We start from the raw sequence: 23,096 nt of genomic DNA, 5'->3' as shown, positions 1-23,096 counted from the left end.
GTTACATCAGGTGAGGATCAGTTCACTTATTGAATAACACCAAGTTCTTTACCTACTTTTTCATAAATCTTAAGTGCATCATCGAGCATTTCTTTCGTGTGTGCAGCTGTTGGCATGTTACGAACGCGGCCTGTCCCTTTTGGTACTGTCGGGAACACGATCGATTTCGCGTAGACGCCTTCTTCAGCAAGACGTTTGGAGAATTGTTGGGTCAGTTTTTCTTCTCCAATAATACAAGGCGTGATAGGGGTTTCAGAGTTTCCGATATTGAAGCCGAGTTTTTTCAAACCCGCTTTCAAATAGTCGCCGTTCTCCCATAACTTGTCATGCAGTTCAGTCGATGCACTGATTTTGTCAAGTGCGCCCATAATCGCTGCAACGTCGCCTGGCGGTACTGCTGTCGAGAACAAGAACGGCCGTGAACGGACTTTCAACCAGTCAACCAGTTTTTGCGTACCCGCTACATAACCGCCGACAACGCCGACTGCTTTCGACAGTGTCCCCATTTGCATATCAATCTCTTTTTCAAGACCAAAATGCTTTACAGTACCTTTCCCTTTACCCGTTACGCCTGAACCGTGTGCGTCGTCTACATACGTGATGAGGTCGAATTCTTTCGCGACTTCAACAGCACCCGGAAGGTTTGCGATATCACCATCCATCGAGAAGACTCCGTCTGTAATGTACATGACTTTTCCGTATTGACCTGATTCAGTCGCTTCTTTTGCTTTCGCACGCAAATCGTCCATATCTTGGTGCTTCACACGAATAATTTTAGCACCTGATAGACGGCAGCCGTCGATGATGGACGCGTGGTTTAATTCATCCGACAAAATCGCGTCATTTTTGTTCATGACAGCTGAAATTGCTGCCATATTACAGTTAAATCCAGATTGGAATGAAATCGCAGCTTCTGTTCCTTTGAACTCGGCCAATTTCTTTTCCAATTCTATGTGGATGTCCAGTGTACCGTTGATGGTTCGTACGGCACCTGCACCAACACCATATTTATTCACAGCTGCAATGTTTAGTTTTTTCAAGTCCTCATCTGTCGCCAATCCAAGATAGTTATTGGAAGACAAGTTGATAAGATCTTTTCCTTTGATTTTAATGATTGGACCATTCGGACCTTCCACTGGCTCAATTTCGTTATAAAGCCCCTGATCACGAAGTTCTTGCAAATTCTCGTCTAGAAACGCATTTAATATTTTAGACAAAATGATCTTCCTTTCAGACACATGATGCTACTAGTGTAGCATATTTATGCCCTAACCCGTAACGACAAGGGTGCTACGGCGCAAGAAGTTCTGTCAGTACGCTTACTTTGCTATTGAATAATTCTTGGTCAAGGGCACTATCCATCCCAGCATCTATCAGGCTAGTTTGGCGAGCGTAAGAGTGCATATATGCCGCAGCTTTTCCTATCATTTCTTTGTAACGTACTCGGATATCGTCGATTTCGATTTCTGCTGCTTCATCCGGTGCACACATATCTACAAGACTAAGAATTTCGTCTCCTTCTCGATCCACGTCGTAGGCATGGGGCTCTGTCGCATCAAACAAACAGACGGATAGCTCAGGAAATTGAACAAGATCGATACTTCCTGCATCTAACCCGCACCACCCATAAAGCACATCGATTCCTCTTTTTTCCGCTTCGTCTCCAAGCGCTTTCATCATGGTGGACTTACCGGTACCTGGCAACGCTTTAATCAGTATTCTTCGTTTCAAGGATTTCGTAATGGATGGTATGAAGTCATGTGCACCTTTTGAAGATAGCGATCCAATTATACGATGTGTGACAAGCGCTTTTTTACGTAAATCCAGTGATCCGAATAAATCACTGGCCAATGCTTGGATTTTTGCCTCATGCGCTTGCCAATCCATTCTGCGAATATTGACAGCTTCCCATTCATCATGAATGGCTTTTGCTTCAGTAAGGGATTCGAGTGCTTTTTCCAGGTAGGTTGCAGCAGATTCCATATACTCCGCAATTTGACTGTTATTCATGCGCAGCTTATTCTCGTCATAGACATCATAGAAACTTACAACGCGATGGCGCTCTCCAAGTTGTGTCGGCTCGAGTGAGATTGGATGCGATGCTGTCAAATAAAATAGTTCTGGTCCTTTTACATATATACCATCCGTTTTTTCGATATGCAGCGGACTCCTAAATCGATCGACATCATATCCCCGTTTCACATACATTGCCGCCAGCTCATTCAGTACATGTGATAGCGCAAACGTCGGGGGTGACTTTATGAATATTGTTTTCTCTGCATTTTGAATGAGATATTCATATTTATGGGATAGACCCGCTCCCGTATAAGCCGTCCCCATTGATTCGGTAAGTGTTCCGTTCATTATAACCACCCTTTCTTAACTCTTCAGGATAGCTTATGAAATGAACACGAAAAAAAGCACAGTCACGAAGACTCTGCTTTTCATCATAATAATGCTTCTGTACTTTGCTCGCCTGCAGCGCGAAGTAAAAGACGCTGACATTGCGGCATTGCATAGTGGACGAATTGCCCAATGAGCAAAGCAATTAGAACAGTTCCGATCCCAACCGGCCCACCAAGCGCCCAGCCAAGCAGCGCAACAATCACTTCAATAGAAGTTCTGACTACTTTTACACTCACATTGAATTTGTGCACGATTAAAAGCATTAAACTATCTCGGGGACCCGCCCCCATATTAGGTGAAACGTAAAGTCCAATACCGTACGCCATAATCACGACACCAAAGACAAACATAAAGATTTGAGCAGTCATCGTTGAAACGTCAGGTAATAACCAGTTGAATAGATCGATGAATGACCCGAGCAGAAGCATATTCAACCATGTTCCATATTTCGGTAATTTCTTTTGAAATGCTGCTGTTATCAGCACAATGATTAACCCTGTAATAACACTCCACGAACCGATTGTAAGCCCGATGTTTTCATATAATCCTACATGTAACACATCCCATGGGCCAATCCCGAGTCGCTGGCCTTTTATCGTCATTGCGATACCTAAGGATAAGATCATTTGACCCACTACGAAAAAGATCCATCGCCACTTTTTTAACGTAAGCATCCACATTCTTCTTTCTGCATGCCGCTGATCCCTTATCAGCGACGAATTCGTTTACGTAATTGTAGCATGGTTCGACAAATTGCGGGCAAAGGTTTCTAGCTTTCAAAAATTTTAGACACGTTCATGCTAGAGAATCGATAACAGTGACATCTGCAAACGTTACTTACACAAATCCACAAATGGTGCACTTGTTACTTTTGCATAGTCGACTGGATGAAGTTTCATTTGAAATCCCGGTTTACCTGCACTTGCGTAAATTGCATCTTTTGACTCCGCAGAATGATCTAGAAATGTAGGAAGCGGTTTTTTGAGCCCGATTGCTGAACACCCTCCGCGTACATAGCCCGTTACTTCTGTCAGTTGTTTCAAAGGTAACATTTCTAACTTCTTTTCACCTGCGGCACGGGCTGCTTTTTTTAAGTCAAGTTCGCGTATAACCGGAATGACAAAGACATAATTACGAGATGGCCCGGCTGTTGTCACCAATGTTTTGTAAACATCTGAATCAGCTCCTCCGTCCGCCGCCGCATTCACATCTTCAGACAAATCCCGTTCAAACAATTCATGTGGAATACCAGCGGATTCTAGAATCCGAATTGCATTCGTTTTTATATGTTTATTCTTCTTAGCCATAATGAGTTCCCCCCTTGAGCTTGAAGTCAAAAAACCGCCGCTAAGAGCGGCGGACAGATTGTTCCCATTATGCAATAAGTGAGTATGCAGGACTTGCTACTTCATATCCTTGCTGTTTTGCATTTACTTGTATTGCATAGGCCGTGGCGGCGTGATTATAACGCTTTTGCATCGTTTCTGTCAGAAATAAATCGTTAACGACATTTGGGCTGTTCGACTCCCCGGCACTTTCTTCTTGTGATTCCAAAGAGCGCATGCGCTCTTCTAGTGCCAATTGCCCTTCCGTTTCCATGATTTTAGCGGAGGCTGCTGCTGCAAGTTGAAGGTCCATCTCAGCAGGGTCAAACCCGGTCAATGCATCGCGTCTAATTTCCTGCCAGCTGGAAATTGTTTCTTCTAGTGTTTTGCCAAGAGGTAAGGTGATTTGTTTCAGCTGTCCCGCACCTAGTTTTTGAAAGTCATCCGCTTTGCGGGCTCTCATCAGTTCAGAAGATGCAGTCAGCTGCTGCTCTGCCTCGTTGCGCTTTTGCTCATTACCGCCTGCGTATTCCGCATTTTTCGTATATGCCGCTTCTGCCGAACGTTTTTTCAACGAAGCATAGCGATTCGTTTCCGTCACTGCAGGGTTCATTGAAATGGTAACCATAAACTCACCTCCGCCTTAAATTAGTTACTTAATTATACAGCATATCGGCAGTGCCTTCATGAGGCGATAGTGTTCAATTATTACTTATCAAATAGTTTCTTTAGCGCATCTGCCATTGCGGTGTTCTCAGGTTCCTCTTTCTCCTGCTTCTTAAGGTACTTCTGGACATCCCGCTTGTCAGCCTTTTTACCCGTTGTTTGGGCTCTGCGCTTTTCAAATGAAGATAACTTTTCCCGGTATCCGCATTTACAAACAAAAATCTTACCTTCTCCATGTCCTCGAAGCTCTAACTTCTTCTTACAATTCGGGCAGCGTGCATTTGTCAGTTTCGATACAGTTTGGCGATGACCGCATTCACGGTCCTGACAGACGAGCATCTTTCCGCGTTTCCCATTCACTTCAAGCATAGGCTTCCCGCAGTCCGGGCACATTTTACCCGTTACATTATCATGCTTGAACTTGGTGTCATCTGCTTTAATGTCCACAATAGTCTTTTTCGAGAAATCGATCATCTTGCTGATGAATTGTTCTTTTTTCAGTTTTCCTGCAGCAATTTTCGTTAAATCGCTCTCCCATTCTGCGGTTAACGCAGGTGATTTCAAATCCTCAGGGACGAGTTCTAAAAGCTGGCGCCCTTTAGAAGTAGTGTAAATATCGTTCCCCTTTTTTTCAATGACAAACATCCCAAACAGCCGTTCAATCACGTCTGCCCGCGTTGCAACAGTTCCAAGACCGCCTGTTTCACCCAATGTTTTAATAAGTTCCTTAGATTCACCTGCCATGAATTGTGTTGGGTTTTCCATTGCGGCAAGCAGCGTTCCCTCATTGAATCGTGCAGGGGGCTTCGTCTTTCCTTCCGTTCTTGAAAACGCACGGATTTTAAGAGTTTCCCCCTTTTTCAATGCTGGCAATGCGTCTGTATCCGTCTCTTCTTCATCTGACGAATATACTGCTTTCCATCCTTCGTCTGTAATCGTACGTCCTTTGAGTGCAAATGTTTCACTGCCTGCTTGCAACTCCGCACTGAGCTGATTGTATTGGAATGGCGGATAAAACACAGCCAGAAATCGTTTTACAATAATGTCATATAAGCGTTGTTCTTTGTCCGAAAGCGCATGTAGTGATGGGCTTTCTTCTGTTGGAATGATCGCATGGTGATCCGAAACTTTACTATCGTTAATGACACCTTTTTGCGGTTTAACAGCACCTTTTCGCAACAACGCATTGACCGCTTTACGATATGGACCGATTTCAACAGCTTTCACTCGGTCTTTTAACGTACTCGTCATATCAGCAGTTAAGTGCTTCGAGTCTGTTCGCGGATACGTAACCGCTTTATGCCGCTCATAGAGGTTTTGCAGAGTCGATAGAGTTTCTTTCGCTGACCAAGACCAGCGTCGGTGGGCCTCTTTCTGCAATTCCGTTAAATCGAACAGCGGTGGAGCCGGCTGTGATTTAGGAGTGGATTTCAAATCTGATATCTTCCCTTCAGAAACGCCTTCCAAAGCACTCATTTTACTGTCGATAAACGCTTCATCGAACGACTGCGTTTGTCCGCTGCCATCACGCCAAGTGAATCGTCCCGCTTCCGTTAACGCCTGCATCCCCCAAAAAGGTTTTGGCTGGAACTTTTGAATTGCCTGCTCTCGTTCAGCAATCATTGCAAGAGTTGGTGTTTGCACACGGCCTGTAGATAATTGTGCGTTATGTTTTACGGTTAAGGCACGTGTTGCGTTAATGCCCACGACCCAGTCTGCTTCAGCACGCGCAGCCGCAGCCTGGTAAAGATGTTCGTATGCTTTTCCGTCTTTCAAATTCGCAAATCCGTCTTTGATAGCTTTGTCTGTGACAGATGAAATCCACAATCGTTTAACAGGCTTACGATTTTTCGCCAGCTCTAAAATCCAGCGAGCCACAAGCTCCCCTTCTCTTCCTGCGTCTGTTGCGATAATGACATCTTTCACATCATTACGGCGCAACTGTGCTTTTACAGAGTTATATTGTTTCGTTGTTTGTTTAATAGGCGTTAGCTTAAACGGTTCCGGAATAATCGGTAGGTGCTCCATTTTCCACTCTTTAAATTCACTGCCGTATCCTTCAGGGTCGGCATGTGTTACGAGATGACCCAGTGCCCATGTGACAATATACCGATCTCCTTCAAGAAATCCATTCCCTTTTTTATGACAACCGAGCACACGCGCAATATCGCGTGCTACGGATGGTTTTTCTGCAAGTACTAGTGATTTAGACATCGTTCAGTCCCCTTTCATTCATTCCATTATACGCAATTGACGCAGTTTCTTCAGTCCTGACATACGAAAAACGTCCATCCCGCGGAATTTCCGTGCGGACGGACGTTTTTACTTATTTATGCGTCTATGATACCGTGGGTGAGTTCTTTACCCATTTCTGTATACTTCACGAACACGCGCGCCAATTCTTTCAAGCGATCGTGAACGTCTTCGTCAATGATTTTACTATTTTCATCGAAGTGATCCCGATGCGTATACACATAATTTGGCGTAACGAGACAACGGAAGTAATCGAGTATCGGTTTCATCTGATTTTCTACAACGAGATGATGTTGATGCGTGCCGCCATTTGCTACGATAGAAACTGGCTTGTAGCGCATCGTACGGGGGTGCAGCATATCAAACGCATTTTTTAGTACCCCTGGAATGGATGCCTGAAATACGGGAGTCGCGATAATATAACCATCGGCCTCTTCGAATTTCCGAATCAGTTGTTTCATGTCTTCATTATACTCTTCAGCGGGGCGTCCATCGACAAACTGGTGATCGTAATCAGAGAAATTCAATCTCTCCATTTCAAAACCGCAACCTGTTTCTTTTATATAGTGCTGCACAGTTTCGAGCACGACACCCGTTTTGTTGCCGATAATGGTCCCGTCCACAAACAAAACTTTCAAAATGACCGTACCTCCTAATAATAATGTCTCTATTAATCCTATCAGATTGAAGGAGAATTGACTTGCAATTAGCTTGATGAATTTCCTAAAGAGATCCTTGAAGTCAGTCTGACTGTTTCCGCGGCAGGTTTCCTTGAATTGGGGGAGGCGCAGCACCAGGTAAGGAAGATTTCGTTTTCCCAGACTCTTCTACGAATCGTTTTTCGACTTGATGATGCAATACTTCATCTTCCCCTTTTCCTTCAGCAATTCTCTCTTTTGCACGTTCAATTTGTTTAACCGGGTGTGACAGCGCAACTATCGTATCCCCAGGTGCAGCCTGAAGCTCTGTAATAGGTGTATAAAATTCAACACTTCCGTCCGCCCTTAGTATATACAGGAGTACGGAGCGATCGTCACGCTCCCTTAAATACTGAGTGTAACTATACTGCTTAGAAAGCACCGTTTTACGGAAAACGTGACCTGCGTTCATCCGTTCTTCTAAGTCATAAATCGATAGAGCAGGGGTAAATAATGTGTTGCCGCCAGTAACGTTGAACGACTCGACACCTTCACCTACATGGAATGACGTTTGAAATAAATTCTCGCGTCCTACATCGTAAAGGAAATCTGCACAAATGTGAGCATTGTACGTATCTGCTTTCGTCATCGCAAGCATATAGCGATAAGGTGTCAGGTCTAAATGATATTCCGTTTGCTCGGTTAAAATATCACCGACATGACTGGATAATCCAAGTTTCCGCGCATGGGACAATCCCGCCCAAGAAGTATCCATCAACAATACAGCATTTCCTGTTTCTTGAATGGACTCGGCGAGCTTTGCCGCAAATTTAGTACCGCCAACAATCAGTACGCCTGACTCATCTGTAGTAGTTAACTTCAAGCGGCGGGCAAATGGTCCAATCGTGAATCCATGCAGCACTACTGTAGAAAGCACGAGCGCAAACGTAAGTGCAGTAAGTAACTCCGCGTCCTTGTAGCCATTTTCAAGCAGGATTGACGCAAAATATCCTGATACGGTGAGTGCCACAATTCCCCGTGGCGCTACCCAGCCAAGCAGATTCTTTTCCCGATTCGACAAATCCGTTCCGATTGTCGATACCCAAATAGACAAAGGACGGACGATGAATAGCATCGCGACTACATAAATAATGATATGCCAGTCAAAAATCTCGATGAGAATATGTGGATTGAGCGAAGCCGTCAGCATGACAAAGATTCCTGAGATCAGCAATACAGAAATGTTTTCTTTAAATTGACGAATATCATGAATAGACGTCAAGTGCATATTCGCCATCACAATCCCCATAGCCGTTACTGCGAGCAACCCGGTCTCATGCATCAATTCATCTGATATGACGAACGCAAATAAAACGACCGCAAACAAGACAGGCGCTTTAAGAAACTCCGGTACGTTTCCTTTTTCAAACGCATAGCCAAGAATACGTGCGGACGCCCAGCCGATAAATACCGCAAACACGGATGCTGCTACGAATAATCCGAGTGCCGCTAACGTTTCTTGCCCATTGATGAATTTTATGAATTCAAATGCAAACACAGCAAGTAACGCACCAAACGGATCGACAATAATTCCTTCCCATTTCAAAAGCGCGGCAGGCCGCGGCTTCAGTTTCGCCTGTCTGAGCATCGGTAATATGACTGTCGGCCCAGTTACGATAAACAGTCCTCCAATAATGAAAGCAACTGCCCAAGATAGACCGGCTAAGTAATGGGCTGCAAGTGAACCTGCAATCCAGGCAATGAACGCGCCGAATGTGACAATGCGCGTGAGCGGTTTACTGAATCCTTTAATTTCTCTGAAGTCGAGGTTAAGACTTCCTTCAAATAATATGATGGCAACCGCGAACGAAATAATCGGGCTAAAAAGGTCTCCCATCGATTCTTTCGGGTTGATGAATCCAAACACTGGCCCTACAAGCAACCCGGCTATCGCCATAACGACGATTGCAGGAAGCCGATATCTCCAGGCGACCCATTGGGAAAGTATGCCGATCAGCACAACGAGCATGAGATCTGCAGTTAATGATCCAAACATTGAGGGTTTCGCCACTCCTATCGAGTTCAAATTTCGTTTTAGTGTACCACACTGGTTCTATGAAACAACTTTTTTGAAGTTTTTCAATGAACTATTTGTTCTTCACGCAGCACCTTTCACTCTTCCATACCCTATGCGGCCAGAAAAGTACTACACAGCGCAAACCTGAACGTATTTCCTCAAATTTAACAATCTCTTAAATAGAATCATTCATAACTTCAGCAGCCTCTTCATAGAGTGGGAGGTGAAGAGACTGCATGGAAAGGATGATTCCCATTACACACGAAACGAATAAGCTAATTGCGCTCTGTCTTTCATCTACAGAAGAAAAAAATGGCTTTCCGTTACGGAGAGCGTTACGAATTGCTGAAGAACTGTCCACTGAAGCCACGGTCGTTTTCATCTCTGAAAGTCCACTTCCCGATATTCCTGCTAAGTATCGATCCATGGAGGCCCGTAACCATCGTACCCTTTTTCAAGTCGTAACTTTTCTGAAACCGGATTTACTCATATGTGATACTGGAAACTCTGTAAAAGAGGAGGTAGAAGAACTTCGCCGCCTCGTCCCTTCAATTTTACACTTTGACGATTTTGGAGAAGGCGGACAAGCAGCCGACTTCGTAATCCAAACATTATATGATGAAACTTCGTTAAACGTTCCAGACCATATTAAAACAGGCATTGGTACGTTCTTACCAGATGTGCGAGTCGCGGACTTGCGTACAAAACGTGATCAGCAGTCATTCGGCGATCCCCCCCGTCTGCTTATTGCGTTCGGTGATAAAGATCCCGGCAATTTGACGTTTCGCGCTTTCCGCCACGTCATGAATTTACAAATCCCTCTTGCCGTTACCATCTTACTCGGTAAATCGTATGAGCATGATGCAAGTACGCTTCAGATGATGGCACTTAGTCGCCGCAATACCACTATTAAAAAGCAGCCTCATGATTTCTTAGAATTAGCAGCAGAAGCAGATATCGTTCTTTGCGGAGGAGGCTATATGCCGTATGACGTCGCAACCCTGGGTGTCCCTTGCATTGTTCTGGCGCAAAGTACATTTGAGTCAGAACTGCAATTCCCTGTAGATCGCGATGGATTCACGCATCTAGGACTGGGACGTAAAGTGAAGCAATCGAATCTATTGAATGCCATCATGGAACCGCTCCTGCACGATTCGCTTCGTAAACGGGATATCGATCGTCAACTTGCGTTACCACTAGGAAGTGAAGCGGATACTGTTTTTGAAACTGTACGCTATTTACTAGACCACCCAAAGCGAGCAGTCCCCGGCAAACCGTTACGTGATGTGGTAAACTGAGGGAAAATGTCGAGGGAGGACAACACACATGACTAAATCACAAATTGAATCAGAAATTGCAGAACTTAAAATGGATTACATTAGTTTACAGGGTGATATCGAAAAACTGGAATCCACCGGACATGGCGACTCGGTACAAAAAGCAGAAGCTCGGCTTGCTAAAATGGAAGACCGTTTGGCTGAGCTTAACCAACAGTTAGCCGCACTTTAACGGGTTGTCTCTCTATTCCGATGAAACCTAAAAATCCTCTTATCCGCATTAGATAAGAGGATTTTTATATTTTCTTAGAATTTCATTGTTAATAAGATGTGAGCTTCAGCCACTCTTGCAATGCATAAATAACACGTTGCGGCCTTGTAAATGTGTCTTGATACTCTTCTAGATCTAACGTGAAAAGAGCATCCTCATTTGTCCATAATCGATTGAAATACGCATCAAGTTCTTTTGCAAACCCACTGTCCACAGGTGCAATAACATATAAATCATTCTCCAAGTTATAGTTATCCAGCGTGCGCTCTGTTAAGTTGGCAGATCCATTTAATACATAGACACTGTCTCCGCGTTCAATCATCACAAGTTTCGTATGATACTGGCCCGCGACGGTGTTGTACCATCGAACTTCAACGTCTTCGTTGCTGTCTTCCACTAACTTCTGTACAACAGGACGGTTCGGCAATCCTGACTTCTGGTTACCAAATGAGTTCTCATTCGGATCTAAAATGAGCTGTACTTCAACGCCGCGCTTCGCCGCTTCTGTAATCGCTTTTACTACAGCTGGTTCTGCGATGAAAAACATGCCCATTCGGACACGATCGCCTTTTTGTGCAGCCGCTAAATCGTCCAGCAGCACACTTTTAATTTTTTTCTCAGTTACATATTGAATGGCATATTCCCCGTCCGCTGGTTCTTCGTCATCAATTCGCGGCAATGTCTGGCCTGTTTTCCCAGTTGAATAGTTCACTACCGCTTCTTCGGCTTCTATTAAGTCGTTAATAATCGGTCCTGACACTTTAAAGGCTACGTTTCCATGAAATCCGCTCGCATCGTGAGGGTTTGAGGACGTAACAAGTCCGGACTTTTCAGTCGCAATCATTTTTCGATGATTCGCCTTCACATTTAGCAGCTTCACATACGAAGCCAGGCGGAATTTCGGTGCTTCTGATGCCATTGCGTTTGGAATCCAACCTTTACCTCCAATGTCCCCCCAGCGGAACAGCGTTCGGTACAAACCTGAGTAAAGCGGCATTGAATCTCTAAGCGGATCCAGTTCAGTGTAAACTACGTCTATGCCTGCATCCTTAAGTTTCTTAAACCATTTTGATTCATAAGATCCATACCCGTTATTGATGGGATCGGTAACAAATACAATGGGCATTTCGGGATTCTCTTTCTTTTTACGTATCAGTTTTTCTGTTATGGTCTCAGCAATTTTCGGGAAATCCAGCTTTTCATCTGAATAATGATCCATTAAAAAGAAATCGAGGACGATGAATTCCTCTGCGCTGTCTATAATGGCGTAAACTTCGTCAAATATATTCAGGTCATGTTTCATATTCTCTTTCTTCTTATCTTTTGAATACGTTAAATCTGTAAAAATCTCTATGTCATCGGTTCGATGTACATCACCTTCGTAACTGATTCCCTTAGGTAATGGCTTGTATGTATGATATAAAATGACCCCGATATAGATCAGGATGAAAACAGCCAAGGCTAACCATAGAATTTGTTTCTGTCTCTTCGTAAATCTCTTTCGTTTATGTTTCTTTCTCGCCAATACGGCACCCCCGCTCCAATTCCATCAGTATAACATTCCCTTCCTCTATCATTACAAACAATATTGAGAAAAAAAAGAGCTATCCTTAAAAATCACAATTGTGACTTTTAAGAATAGCTCTTATTATTTAGTAAAACTTATATGGTGTTGTCTAAAACAAATTCACTTCAGGAGCAACCGTAGTCTTGTTAAGCAATTACTAATTCATTAACAGACTGATCTTGTGTCAATAACTCTTTTAAATACTTTTTCGCCCGGAACAAACGAGATTTAACAGTTCCAATCGATACTTGCATCTTTTCAGCAATTTCAATGAGTGAATATTGGTTTACATAAAAGTATTCAATCGTCAGCTTGTAAATCCCATCGAGTTCGTCGATTTTACTGCGTACTGCTGCTCGAAGATCTTGCTGCTCGACAATATCTCCTGGCAGCGGGCTTCCGCTTGGAACAAGATCGAGAAGTGGAATATCCAATGTATCCGGTTGATTCATCACATATTTACTGCGGCGCACGTCTTTTCTGTATCGATCTCTGAATGTATTCATACAAATCGTGGTTAACCATGCTTTCATACGGTCAACGCCATCCATTCGGTCACTCGTACGGACGACTTTAACCCATACATCTTGCATTAAGTCTTCTGCTTCTTCTTTATTCCGCGTTAGTTTTAAACATAAATGATATAAGTATCTTCCATATTCTTCATGTAATTCATCAAGTGTTTGGTTCATCCGATAACGCCTCCGTGTTCTAGCTGTTACCCTTAGTATGCACTAGAACAAATGGCTGAACTATCGGAGTTTCTTTCAGTTTCCTTACAAACGTGTAAGGTTGTCCTGCTTTACGTTTCATCTACTGTCAGTTCTTCAGGCCGCCGCGTTATTCTTAGTCTCACAATTCGATTGCGATCCATCTCTTCTACTTCAAATAACAAGGGTCCGTATGTGAACCGTTCGCCAGGTTCCGGGACGTGGTCAAGCTCTTGGAAAGCAAATCCGCCAATCGTATCATTCTCCGTTGGTAAATCCATTCCAAGCATTTGTACCGCATCTTCGATTTCAAGCCGTCCTTGGCAAACAAGCGTGTCCTCAGTATGTTCATATACGAGCGCGTCTTCCGCTTCGTCAGTTTCATCTTCAATTTCTTGACCAATCATCTCTTCAATGATGTCTTCATGTGTAACGATACCAAGTGTTCCGCCGTACTCATCGAGAACAATTGCCATGTGCTTTTTGTGAGCCAGCATCATTTTAAACACTTTTTCCACACTTGCTGTCTGTACAACAAACAGCGGGTCACGGTCAATCATTTCTTCAAAAGGAATTTCTGGTGTAATGGACCATTCGATCAGCCTTTTCGAATAAAATACACCGATGATTTTATCGATGCTTTCTTCATAAATTGGATAACGGGTGTAAAAGTATTCCAATACAGTACTGCGAACGTCTTCATATGTTGAATCCAAAGGTAAGGCAACTACATCAGTTCTATGGGTTCCCATAACATCAGAAACGTCTTTTTCAGGAAAGTCGAGCACTCCTTTTAAACGTAACGATTCGTCTTGCTGGAAAGTTCCTTCTGTTGACGCAATATCGACCATCGATCTTAAATCTTCTTTTGTTAACGTAGCCTCAGTCACAGTTCCTTTAGACAAAATCCGTATAAACAGATTGGTAAAGAGAGCAAGTAAATACGTTAACGGTGTGAGAAGTTTAACAAGAACTCGAATGCCCGGAGCGACTGTGTAAGCTAGCTTGTCTGCAAATGTGGCAGCAATGGTTTTCGGTAAAACTTCACCAAATATAATGAGAACAACTGTTAAAATCCCTGTTAAAAGACCTACATTCAACCCTTTGTCGATGGCAATCATGGTCACAATTGTCGGCATCATAATATTGGAAATGTTATTACCGATTAAGATTGCGGTAATCATCCGATCGGGTTTCGAAACGAGTGAGCGAAGCCGGATCGCTTTTGGGTCCCCTTGCTCTGCTCGCATTTGGATTTTCATCCGGTTAACGGCAGTTAGTGCAGTTTCACTTCCTGATAAGATAAAAGACATCACCAAAAAGAAAGCAAGTGCGATGAACAAGTGCGATTCCTCCCGAAAAATTTCCTAGTTCGTTTCGATTTGCATGTTATGACGTGCTACATGAGGTTAAGGTTGCATAACCGAACAAGGCTATGGTTTGTTTCCGATTTCATAGCTGTTGAAATAGTATAGCATAAGAACCAGTGGGACCCCTATCATAAGTCTCCTGTTTTTAGAATCTGTTTCGGTTCTGGTATACTTAGGGAATAAGCAGATTCTAAACACATATCAATCGAAAAGAGGTAATTTCATGGCAACGATCGATCAATTGAATGAGTATTTCGTGAAGAACCGCGACACACATCTTAATCAGATGAAAGAATTTTTGAGCATTCCAAGTATCAGTGCTTTATCTGAACACAAACCGGACATGCAGAAAGCTGCGGACTGGCTGGCCGGATCATTTGAAGAAGCTGGACTTGAGAATATTTCCATCGAACCTACTAAAGGTCATCCAGTTGTCTATGCAGACTGGCTTCATGCAGAAGGTCAGCCTACAATTTTAATTTACGGACATTATGACGTTCAGCCTGTCGACCCGTTGCATTTGTGGAAGAGCGCGCCATTCGAACCCGAAATTCGGGATGACAAGATGTTCGCCAGAGGATCTACTGATGATAAAGGACAAGTGTTCATGCACGTTAAAGCAGTTGAAGCCCTCATGCAACTCGATGGCAAATTGCCGCTTAACGTGAAATTCATCATTGAAGGAGAAGAAGAAGTCGGCAGTCCGAATCTAGTTCCTTTCATTAAAGAGCATCAAGAAAAGTTAGCAGCAGATACGATCGTCATTTCAGATACAGCACTTTATGCACCTGGTCAACCTGCGATTTGTTACGCACTTCGCGGGCTGAGCGGTGTACAAATTGATGTATATGGCGCTAAAAGCGACTTGCACTCTGGCGTATATGGAGGCGGTATTCAAAACCCGATCCACGCAATTGCAGAGATCTTAGCATCTTTCCATGACCAAGAAGGAACCATTACTGTAGATGGCTTCTACGATAATGTTCGACCATTGAGTGATGAAGAACGCCAAGCGTACAAAGAATTGAACTTCGATGAAGAAGAGTTGAAAAATGAGATGGAAGTTCCTGCTTTACATGGAGAGGCTGGCTATTCCTTCCTAGAACGTACATCTGCCCGGCCAACACTTGAAGTGAATGGTGTATTCGGCGGATTCAGCGGTGAAGGTATTAAGACGGTCTTGCCAGCAGAAGCAGGCGCTAAAATCACGTGCCGTCTTGTTCCTGATCAAGACCCTGCTGAAATTGTAGAAAAACTAAAAGCACACGTTGAAAAGCATAAACCTGAAGGTGTGAAAGTGACTGTAACGCCATTTGATCAAGGTCTTCCATTCATTACGCCTTTCGATCATCCAGCTCTTAAAGCGGCAAGCCGTTCATATGAAAAAGTATACAATGTACCAACAGTGTACACACGTGGTGGAGGTTCAATCCCGATTGTTGCAGACTTCGATGACATTCTTGGTTTACCTGTCGTCCTCATGGGCTTCGGTCTCGAAACTGAAAACTTACACGGACCGAACGAGCACCTGACACTTGAGAACTTCGACAAAGGATTGCGTGTACTTGGAGACTATTACCAAGAACTTTCCGAGCTGTCTAAAGATGAATTAAAGAAATAATTTTAAAAAGACCTTCCGCCCGATGCGCAAGCATCCGATGGAAGGTCTTTTTACTATTAAGATTCTGTCGGCTGCCAAAAGGTTACAAGCTCTTCAACTGCCGTACGGGGTTTTGCTTTCGGTGACTCATCAAAATGACCAAATTGAAGCATACTAATCATTCGTTCACCTGGCTGAATACCAAGAAGTGAACGGAATTTCGGATCGTCTAGGAATCCTGGTGTTTTCCAGCACGTTCCGATTCCTTTATCCCACGCTAATAATTGGATATTTTGAATAAGCATGCTTGCTGCTGCAAAGTCTTCTAGACGCTGTTTTTGTCGAGCATCTTCTGGAACAATGACAAACATGGCTGCACTTGCATTTGTAAATTTACTCATTTGCTTTTCAAGCGTTTCATCCGATAACTCTTTCCATTTCGGAATACCGAAATCACGGAGGATATCTAGAAACTGTTGATATTCCTCTTCTGCAGCGAGTACGAAACGCCATGGATTGCGGTTACCATGATTCGGTGCCCATATTGCATCCTCTAAAATATCGGTAATTTCACGTTGTTCAACAGGCTGTCCATTAAAGCTTTTAATCGATCTGCGAGTAATTATTGCGTCTCTCACTGATAATGCTTGTTCATCCATTGTTGTGTCTCCTTTTTTAACGATAATAAGTTTAGTATACCTTAAAGCTGAGAATCATATATGAATTGCGATGATTGGTTTAATTTCATGAGAAATGATCATTTATTCGAAAGAAAACGTATTTGGCCTCTGGACGGTACGCATAGGAATCTTTATAGTCCCAGCTTCTTTTTAACGCATCATACGTGTGAGCATTCACGAGAGGCGACGCTCCATCTTTCGCAGTCACAATCGTAGTGTGGTCGAATCTTCCGTCCCCTTGAAAGTCGTAGGCAATCACGTCCCCAAGTCCAAGCTCCTCTGCAGATCCTACTTGGACTGCGGTCAATCCACGTGTCGAGCCCGCTAAATACCAACGCAGCGAGTGTGCTACTGACCAACTAAAGCTCCAATTTGAATCCGTTATCCACCATCCACGATCACGTGCCGGTCCACCGTGCATAGGTGCTCCGCCCGCCCGTAAACATTGCGAGATGTAATTTGTACAATCAACATCAAATGAAGGGTATTGAGGATTACGTCCATCCCACCATTTGTTCGCATACCATACTGCGGCTTCGCGGTCATACATCGATTCGCCTCCTTGACCTATCTTATGTAAGTCATGAAGATTTCATCCTTGAATTGTATATAAAAAACGCCCGCACAGCGGACGCCACTCATATGGAGCATACCGGATTCGAACCGGTGACCCCTTCGCTGCCAGCGAAGTATTCTCCCGCTGAACTAATGCCCCTTTATAAAACGGTTTAGAAAGTGAAAATGATAGTTGAATAACGCTAATTTTGCCTTACTCTGCTACAATTAGAAGTATAGCAAGAAGCGCGATAGAAGACAATAGTCAGGAGGACGGCATATGCAGCATGCAGAACGCGAACTGACAACTCCAGTATTGCTTTGCGAATCCAAAGGATTATTGAATCCTGATGCTATCGGCTATTCTCAGAAGCCGATCATCCAAAGCAACCTGAAAGGTCAGTTCCCCCATAAGAAAAAGTGGAATACATGGACAATTTTCGGCGAAGAAGTGTTGTTTACCGCGACTATCGCTCATTTTGACATTGGCGCTGTCTGTCTTGTCTACTTTCTCGATTATGAGACAGAACGTTTTTTTGAAAAACGAATTACACTGCCTTTTGCCCGCCATGTTAAAATGCCGGAAGGCGTCCATGAGGATATTAAATTTGTAGATAGCCGACTGTCCATTCACGTGACTCAAACAGTTGACGCAACACATCTTTATGTCTCGATTGCCGACTTTGACAATGAAACGCTGCATGCCGATGTACATATTGGAAATTGTGCACACGAGGCATCTTTAAATGTTGTGATTCCTAGAAATAGAAATACGTTTCAATTCACTTCAAAACAACATACATTACCGACATCCGGCTTTTTAAAAATCGGTGAGAAACGTTATGATTTTAACCCGGATTATTGTTTTACCGTATTTAATTTCACTCGCGGAATTTGGCCAAAAGAAACACAATGGCAATGGGCGATGGCCTCACAACGGTCTGGCGGGAGAAGAATTGGGCTGAATTTAGGCGGCCAATGGACTGACGGAACAGGGTTGACGGAAAACGCCGTATTCGTAGATGGTGATATGACTAAAATTCACGAAGACGTAATCTTCTCTTTGAATCCTGAGCGTATGATGGAGCCTTGGACGATCCATACTAAGTTTACAGATTGCATTGACCTGACCTTTACACCATTTTTCGAACGAGAAGCAGCAGCACGCAGGAGGGGCATAAAGGCTGACTTCGTTCAGACCTTTGGCTATTTCAATGGGAAAGCTCGATTAGATTCAGGCGAATCCTTATCCATCCGGCAACTTCTTGGATCATGCGAAACATTTAAAGCGAAATGGTAACTCTTTCCGATATTCTGTTTAGTATCGTTTGAAAACAGGTAAAGTACTATCAAGCAGTCGAACTTTCTTAGAAAGGACGTGATAGGTTGAATAAGTTGCTATCAATGGGCACCGTAATGTTTGCAAGCATGCTGTTAGTGGCTGGTTGCGGAAATATGGGCGACAACGCAGAAAAAGACAATCGAGAAGAAGCGGATATTATTACCGACCAAGAAAAAGAAGGCGGAAATCGTGAAACTGGCGATGCATATGGTTTTAATGACTTTAACCTGGAAATCGATGTAAACAACGAAGATGCGGTCGATGCCGAGTACAAAGTCGAAGAGGATTTCAAACCCGAGTATGAAAACAAAATGACCAAGGTTGACTTAGAAGGCGCAAAAGCGATGGACGAGCTTGATAAAATGTTCATTACGACGAACCTTGAAAGTAATATGTCTGGCGAAGAAGCACGGGACAAAATTTTGGAATACTATCAGATCGATGAGTATTCCAAGTTTGAACTTGAAATCGAATTCGATGATGGGAAAAAATTAAATTACAAAGATCAGAAGTAAAAAACCACCGCTTATGGTGGTTTTTTTCTAGTATTTATATACGTGTCAGATTTAAGTTCTCCATTCTCGATTTGTCATAAGTTTAACTCACCATCTATTGAAAAAAGCGCTTTAAAAGACCCAGAGCGCTTTTCCTATAACTTAGATTGCTGCAACATATTATAATAAATTCCCTTTTGAGCGATTAAATCCGTTTGATTCCCCGACTCAATTAACTTCCCTTGGTCCAATACATAAATCGTATCCGCTTTTTTTACTGTATTTAATCGGTGCGCAATGACAAAACTCGTACGCCCTTCCATAAGTTTCTCCAATGCCGCTTGGATTTCTAGTTCGGTAACCGTATCGATGCTGCTCGTTGCTTCATCCAATAATAACAACACTGGATCGGCGACAAATGCACGTGCAATCGAAATCAACTGTTTTTGACCTTGTGAAATTTCACTGCCGTCAGCAGTTAGCATCGTATCATAGCCTTCTTCAAGCTTGCTGATGAATTCATGAGCATTCGCTTTCTTCGCAGCGGCTTCAATTTCCTCGTCTGTCGCAGTCAGTTTTCCATAACGAATGTTTTCTTTAACTGACGCCTCAAACAGAAACGGGTCTTGTAAGACAAATGCGGTCTGACTGCGCAACGTAGTTCGAGGAAGTTCGTCAATCGGAATACCATCGATCAAAATTTTCCCTTTGTCCACTTCATAGAAGCGGGCAATCAGCTGGACAATTGTCGTTTTACCAGCACCTGTTGCCCCGAGAAGCGCTGCAGTCTCTCCTTCTCTCACATGTAACGACACATCATCTATCGTATAGCCATCTGTATCTGGTGCGTAACCGAACGAAACATTGCGGAACTCGACATCACCTTTTAATTGGATATCTCCATTGTTCTCTGCGGTATCACGTTCTTCGTCCTCTCCCATTATCGAAAACACACGTTCAGCGCCCGCAATGGCAGACAGTACCGTATTAAACTGATTTGCCAAGTCGTTCAGAGGCCGTGTGAATTGTCTCGCATACTCTGCAAACACGACGATTGTTCCAATAGTCACAATTCCATCGCCGCGGAGTACAAGTAAACCGCCAACCCCTGCTACAATCGCAAACGCCGCATTATTAAGCATGTTCATCACTTTCGGTATGAATCCAGAGTAAGTCAGCGCCCAAAATGCCGTACGACGGAGCTTATCGCTTCTTTCTGCAAATTCTTCTTTCATACGTTGTTCTTGTGAAAACGCTTTTACTATTCGTTGTCCTGAAATGGTTTCTTCAATCATCCCATTCAATTCTCCAATTGCACGCTGTTGTTCCTTAAAGAGAATTCCTGTGCGGCGAGTAATCCACCGCATTGCAATAAACATGACGGGAACAATAATCATCGTCAGCGCTGTCAACAATGGACTGAGATACAACATGACCGCCAGAGTTCCACCGAGCGTTAAAATACTTGAAAACACTTGGATGAATGAGGAATTCAATGTTTGACTTATGTTTTCAATATCATTCGTCATGCGGCTCATTAACTCGCCGTGCTGTCGCTTGTCGAAAAAAGATACGGGGAGCTTTTGTAAATGATTAAATAGTCCAGCACGCAGTTTATATACTGTATTCTGCGCAATTCCAACCATCCAAAAGTTTTGGAAGTACATCGTCAGCGACGTTCCTGCGTAAATCGCCAGCAAGAAGCCGATTTGAGTGGCAAGACCTTCCGTTTTCATAGGGATAATGAAATTATCAATCGTTTTACCAATGAGGAATGGCCCGAGCAATGTAAGAATCGAACTGATTAATACTAGTGCTAGAACAGTAATCAGCAGCCCGCGCTGTTCATCCACAAGACGCCAAATATTCAACAGCGCTTTCTTCCAGTCCCCTACCTCTTCTTTTTTACGTTTCGAACCTTTTTTCAAATCTTCACGTTTAATGATCGGTTCGTAACCGAAGGGTTTCCTGATGTTCTTTTCCATCCTCTGCCACCTCCTCATCCAACTGAGATTCGGCAATTTTTCGGTACAGTGCCGATAGTTCCATAAGCTCTTCATGGGTGCCGTATGCAGCTACTTCTCCTTCATCGAGCAATAGAATTCGGTCGGCGCCTTGAGCTGTGTGTATTTTTTGTGTAATGACAATCATTGTAGACCTTTCGTCCTCTAACGCCTCCCATAATGCATTCTCAGTTTTCACATCAAGCGCGCTTGTGCTGTCATCTAAAAGCAAAATTGCAGGCTTTCGGACAAGTGCCCGTGCAATAGACAAACGCTGCTTCTGCCCCCCTGACAAGTTAACCCCTTTTTGTCCCACTCGGGTATCATAATTTGCAGGAAATCGCTGGATGGAAGAATGGATCTGGGCTTTTTCTGCTGCGGCTTCCAGTTCATCTACTCTTGCCTCCGGATCACCCCACGCCAAATTTTCGCGGATAGTACCTGTAAAAAGAACAGATTGTTGTGGTACAAGACCAATCGCACTCCGCAGCTCTTCTAGCGGCCAGTCATTAATGTTTTTTCCATCAAGTAAAATTTCTCCTGACGTTGCTGTAAAGATCCGCGGAATCAGGTTCAGCATCGTTGACTTCCCTGAACCTGTCGCACCCATAACAGCGATTTTTTCTCCTGGATCAATAGTGAATGAGACGTTAGATAACACACTTTCTGGATGGCTGGGATAGTGGAAAGATACATTAATGAAAGATAGTGCCCCCCGCTTTTCTTCGCCATTCTCTACTACTCCCGGTTCAATAACTTCCCGGTCATCTTCTGCTAACAATACGTCCTCCATTCTAACTGAGGAAGCTTGCGCTCGCGAGAAAGCGACGATTAGAAATGAAAACATAGAAAATCCGCCCGTAATGCGGAAAGCGTAGTTAACGATTGCTACTATTTCACCCACTTGGGCATCTCCAGTACTGACAACTCCAACACCGAACCATAGAACCAGCATTAAGCTGCCATTCATAATAAGAAGTAATACAGGCATGATCAATTCCATCATGCGAAATGCTTTCACTGTATCTTTTCTAAGATGGTCAGCAACTTTGGAAAAGCGACTGCCCTCATAAACGCCTCTTAAATAAGATTTAATAAGACGGACGGCCTGTAAATTCTCTTGTATAACACGGTTCACGCGGTCTAAACGTCGTTGTACGCTGGCAAAATAGGTAACTCCTTTTCTGGCCATGACAAATAGGAAGATGAATAGAAACGGAATACCAATTAGAAGGAATGAAGCCAACTTCACGTTAACCAGCATTGCCATCACCAAACTGCCAATTACAACAAGCGGCGCTCTCAGCAAAATACGAAGGCCCATGAACAATATATTTTGCGCCATTGTAACATCACTTGTTAGTCGGGTTATCAGCGATGAGGTAGGAAAACGTAAAAATGTTGCCATTGAAAATGATTGAATCTGTCTGAATAATGCTTGTCTCAAATCGTATCCAAAACTTTGTGCTGCATGTGCTGCAAAGAACGAATTCGTAACTCCTGACACTAATGCCACAATTGCCAGCCCCATCATAATACTTCCATATAGAATAATGGTGTCACGATCGCCTGCTGTTATTCCATCATCAATAATCTTTGCAATAAGTAACGGTTGTATAAGTTCAACACTTAACTCGATCAGCATTAAGATTAATGCAATGATAATTGGCCATTTATATGGTTTTGCATAGGAAAACACAGTCTTCATGAGCATCGTCCTTCCTGAACTGTTTCGTTTCTCGAATTAGTTATCATAAGTATGCCATATTCTCCTTAGACTGTATAGCAATTGAACAGAATAATCTGACGCACCGGAAACAGTTTTGGTTTATGCGCAATAAAACTAAAAATGCTGCCCTAAA

At 43.4% G+C, this 23,096-nt stretch carries 20 protein-coding genes and 1 tRNA gene; 5 read left to right on the top strand and 16 right to left on the bottom strand.

The window, feature by feature from the left end; all coding sequences use genetic code 11:
* Positions 1 to 26: 26 nt before the first annotated feature.
* The 8 genes from QT716_RS00770 to QT716_RS00735 form a co-directional block, all read right to left on the bottom strand.
* Complete coding sequence (locus QT716_RS00770; protein ID WP_317933761.1) at positions 27 to 1,217, bottom strand: glycine C-acetyltransferase; 1,191 nt, start codon at positions 1,215 to 1,217, stop codon at positions 27 to 29.
* Positions 1,218 to 1,290: 73 nt separating this feature from the next.
* The gene (locus QT716_RS00765; RefSeq protein WP_317933760.1) at positions 1,291 to 2,364 is read right to left on the bottom strand and encodes a hypothetical protein; all 1,074 of its coding nucleotides are present in this window, start codon (positions 2,362 to 2,364) and stop codon (positions 1,291 to 1,293) included.
* Positions 2,365 to 2,447: 83 nt separating this feature from the next.
* A complete protein-coding gene (locus tag QT716_RS00760) occupies positions 2,448 to 3,080 on the bottom strand; it encodes a YitT family protein (protein WP_398291840.1) in 633 nt (210 codons plus the stop codon).
* Positions 3,081 to 3,239: 159 nt separating this feature from the next.
* Entirely contained in the window at positions 3,240 to 3,713 is a 474-nt protein-coding gene (locus QT716_RS00755) for an aminoacyl-tRNA deacylase (RefSeq protein ID WP_317933758.1), read from the bottom strand.
* Positions 3,714 to 3,780: 67 nt separating this feature from the next.
* Positions 3,781 to 4,359 (bottom strand): hypothetical protein, encoded by a 579-nt coding sequence (locus QT716_RS00750; RefSeq protein ID WP_317933757.1) that lies wholly within the window; start codon positions 4,357 to 4,359, stop codon positions 3,781 to 3,783.
* An 80-nt stretch (positions 4,360 to 4,439) separates the two neighbouring features.
* Positions 4,440 to 6,611, bottom strand: coding sequence for a DNA topoisomerase III (locus QT716_RS00745; RefSeq protein WP_317933756.1), 2,172 nt, complete (start codon positions 6,609 to 6,611; stop codon positions 4,440 to 4,442).
* Between the two features lie 116 nt (positions 6,612 to 6,727).
* Positions 6,728 to 7,288, bottom strand: coding sequence for an NADPH-dependent FMN reductase (locus QT716_RS00740; protein WP_317933755.1), 561 nt, complete (start codon positions 7,286 to 7,288; stop codon positions 6,728 to 6,730).
* A 103-nt stretch (positions 7,289 to 7,391) separates the two neighbouring features.
* Positions 7,392 to 9,344, bottom strand: a complete 1,953-nt coding sequence (locus QT716_RS00735) for a cation:proton antiporter (protein ID WP_317933754.1) — start codon at positions 9,342 to 9,344, stop codon at positions 7,392 to 7,394.
* Positions 9,345 to 9,601: 257 nt separating this feature from the next.
* Here QT716_RS00735 and QT716_RS00730 point away from each other — a divergent pair, with 257 nt between their 5' ends.
* Both QT716_RS00730 and QT716_RS00725 read left to right on the top strand, forming a co-directional pair.
* The gene (locus QT716_RS00730; protein ID WP_317933753.1) at positions 9,602 to 10,663 is read left to right on the top strand and encodes a hypothetical protein; all 1,062 of its coding nucleotides are present in this window, start codon (positions 9,602 to 9,604) and stop codon (positions 10,661 to 10,663) included.
* A 28-nt stretch (positions 10,664 to 10,691) separates the two neighbouring features.
* Complete coding sequence (locus tag QT716_RS00725) at positions 10,692 to 10,874, top strand: SE1832 family protein (RefSeq protein WP_317933752.1); 183 nt, start codon at positions 10,692 to 10,694, stop codon at positions 10,872 to 10,874.
* A gap of 88 nt (positions 10,875 to 10,962) precedes the next feature.
* On the opposite strand, the gene QT716_RS00720 is transcribed toward QT716_RS00725, so the two are convergent.
* The 3 genes from QT716_RS00720 to QT716_RS00710 all read right to left on the bottom strand — a co-directional run bounded on the left by QT716_RS00720 (position 10,963) and on the right by QT716_RS00710 (position 14,533).
* Positions 10,963 to 12,438 (bottom strand): phospholipase D family protein, encoded by a 1,476-nt coding sequence (locus QT716_RS00720; RefSeq protein ID WP_317933751.1) that lies wholly within the window; start codon positions 12,436 to 12,438, stop codon positions 10,963 to 10,965.
* A 188-nt stretch (positions 12,439 to 12,626) separates the two neighbouring features.
* Positions 12,627 to 13,172 carry an RNA polymerase sigma factor gene (locus tag QT716_RS00715; RefSeq protein ID WP_317933750.1) on the bottom strand — a complete coding sequence of 182 codons (546 nt, stop codon included), beginning with the start codon at positions 13,170 to 13,172 and terminating at the stop codon, positions 12,627 to 12,629.
* A 110-nt stretch (positions 13,173 to 13,282) separates the two neighbouring features.
* Complete coding sequence (locus tag QT716_RS00710) at positions 13,283 to 14,533, bottom strand: hemolysin family protein (protein ID WP_317933749.1); 1,251 nt, start codon at positions 14,531 to 14,533, stop codon at positions 13,283 to 13,285.
* A 250-nt stretch (positions 14,534 to 14,783) separates the two neighbouring features.
* On the opposite strand from QT716_RS00710, the gene QT716_RS00705 reads away from it, so the two are divergent.
* Positions 14,784 to 16,181 (top strand): dipeptidase, encoded by a 1,398-nt coding sequence (locus tag QT716_RS00705; protein WP_317933748.1) that lies wholly within the window; start codon positions 14,784 to 14,786, stop codon positions 16,179 to 16,181.
* A 56-nt stretch (positions 16,182 to 16,237) separates the two neighbouring features.
* Here the strand turns inward: QT716_RS00705 and QT716_RS00700 are convergent, their stop codons facing one another.
* The 3 genes from QT716_RS00700 to QT716_RS00690 form a co-directional block, all read right to left on the bottom strand.
* Positions 16,238 to 16,819 (bottom strand): nitroreductase family protein, encoded by a 582-nt coding sequence (locus QT716_RS00700; RefSeq protein ID WP_317933747.1) that lies wholly within the window; start codon positions 16,817 to 16,819, stop codon positions 16,238 to 16,240.
* An 85-nt stretch (positions 16,820 to 16,904) separates the two neighbouring features.
* Entirely contained in the window at positions 16,905 to 17,390 is a 486-nt protein-coding gene (locus QT716_RS00695) for an amidase domain-containing protein (protein WP_317933746.1), read from the bottom strand.
* Between the two features lie 93 nt (positions 17,391 to 17,483).
* Positions 17,484 to 17,555: transfer RNA gene (locus QT716_RS00690), tRNA-Ala, on the bottom strand.
* 120 nt (positions 17,556 to 17,675) lie between these two features.
* Between QT716_RS00690 and QT716_RS00685 the strand changes: the two genes are divergently transcribed.
* Both QT716_RS00685 and QT716_RS00680 read left to right on the top strand, forming a co-directional pair.
* A complete protein-coding gene (locus QT716_RS00685; protein ID WP_317933745.1) occupies positions 17,676 to 18,695 on the top strand; it encodes a DUF2804 domain-containing protein in 1,020 nt (339 codons plus the stop codon).
* An 86-nt stretch (positions 18,696 to 18,781) separates the two neighbouring features.
* Positions 18,782 to 19,252 (top strand): YusW family protein, encoded by a 471-nt coding sequence (locus QT716_RS00680; protein WP_317933744.1) that lies wholly within the window; start codon positions 18,782 to 18,784, stop codon positions 19,250 to 19,252.
* Positions 19,253 to 19,386: 134 nt separating this feature from the next.
* On the opposite strand, the gene QT716_RS00675 is transcribed toward QT716_RS00680, so the two are convergent.
* Both QT716_RS00675 and QT716_RS00670 read right to left on the bottom strand, forming a co-directional pair.
* On the bottom strand, positions 19,387 to 21,216 hold the full coding sequence (locus QT716_RS00675; protein WP_317933743.1) for an ABC transporter ATP-binding protein: 1,830 nt from the start codon (positions 21,214 to 21,216) through the stop codon (positions 19,387 to 19,389).
* Positions 21,170 to 22,942, bottom strand: coding sequence for an ABC transporter ATP-binding protein (locus QT716_RS00670; protein ID WP_317933742.1), 1,773 nt, complete (start codon positions 22,940 to 22,942; stop codon positions 21,170 to 21,172). Before QT716_RS00670 ends, QT716_RS00675 begins: the two co-directional genes overlap by 47 nt.
* Positions 22,943 to 23,096: the final 154 nt, after the last annotated feature.

It is taken from the genome of Sporosarcina aquimarina (genome assembly GCF_033253705.1).
GTDB classification, from domain to species: domain Bacteria; phylum Bacillota; class Bacilli; order Bacillales_A; family Planococcaceae; genus Sporosarcina; species Sporosarcina aquimarina.
Note: the sequence above shows the minus strand (reverse complement) of the source record. Positions and strands in the feature narration are given on the sequence as shown.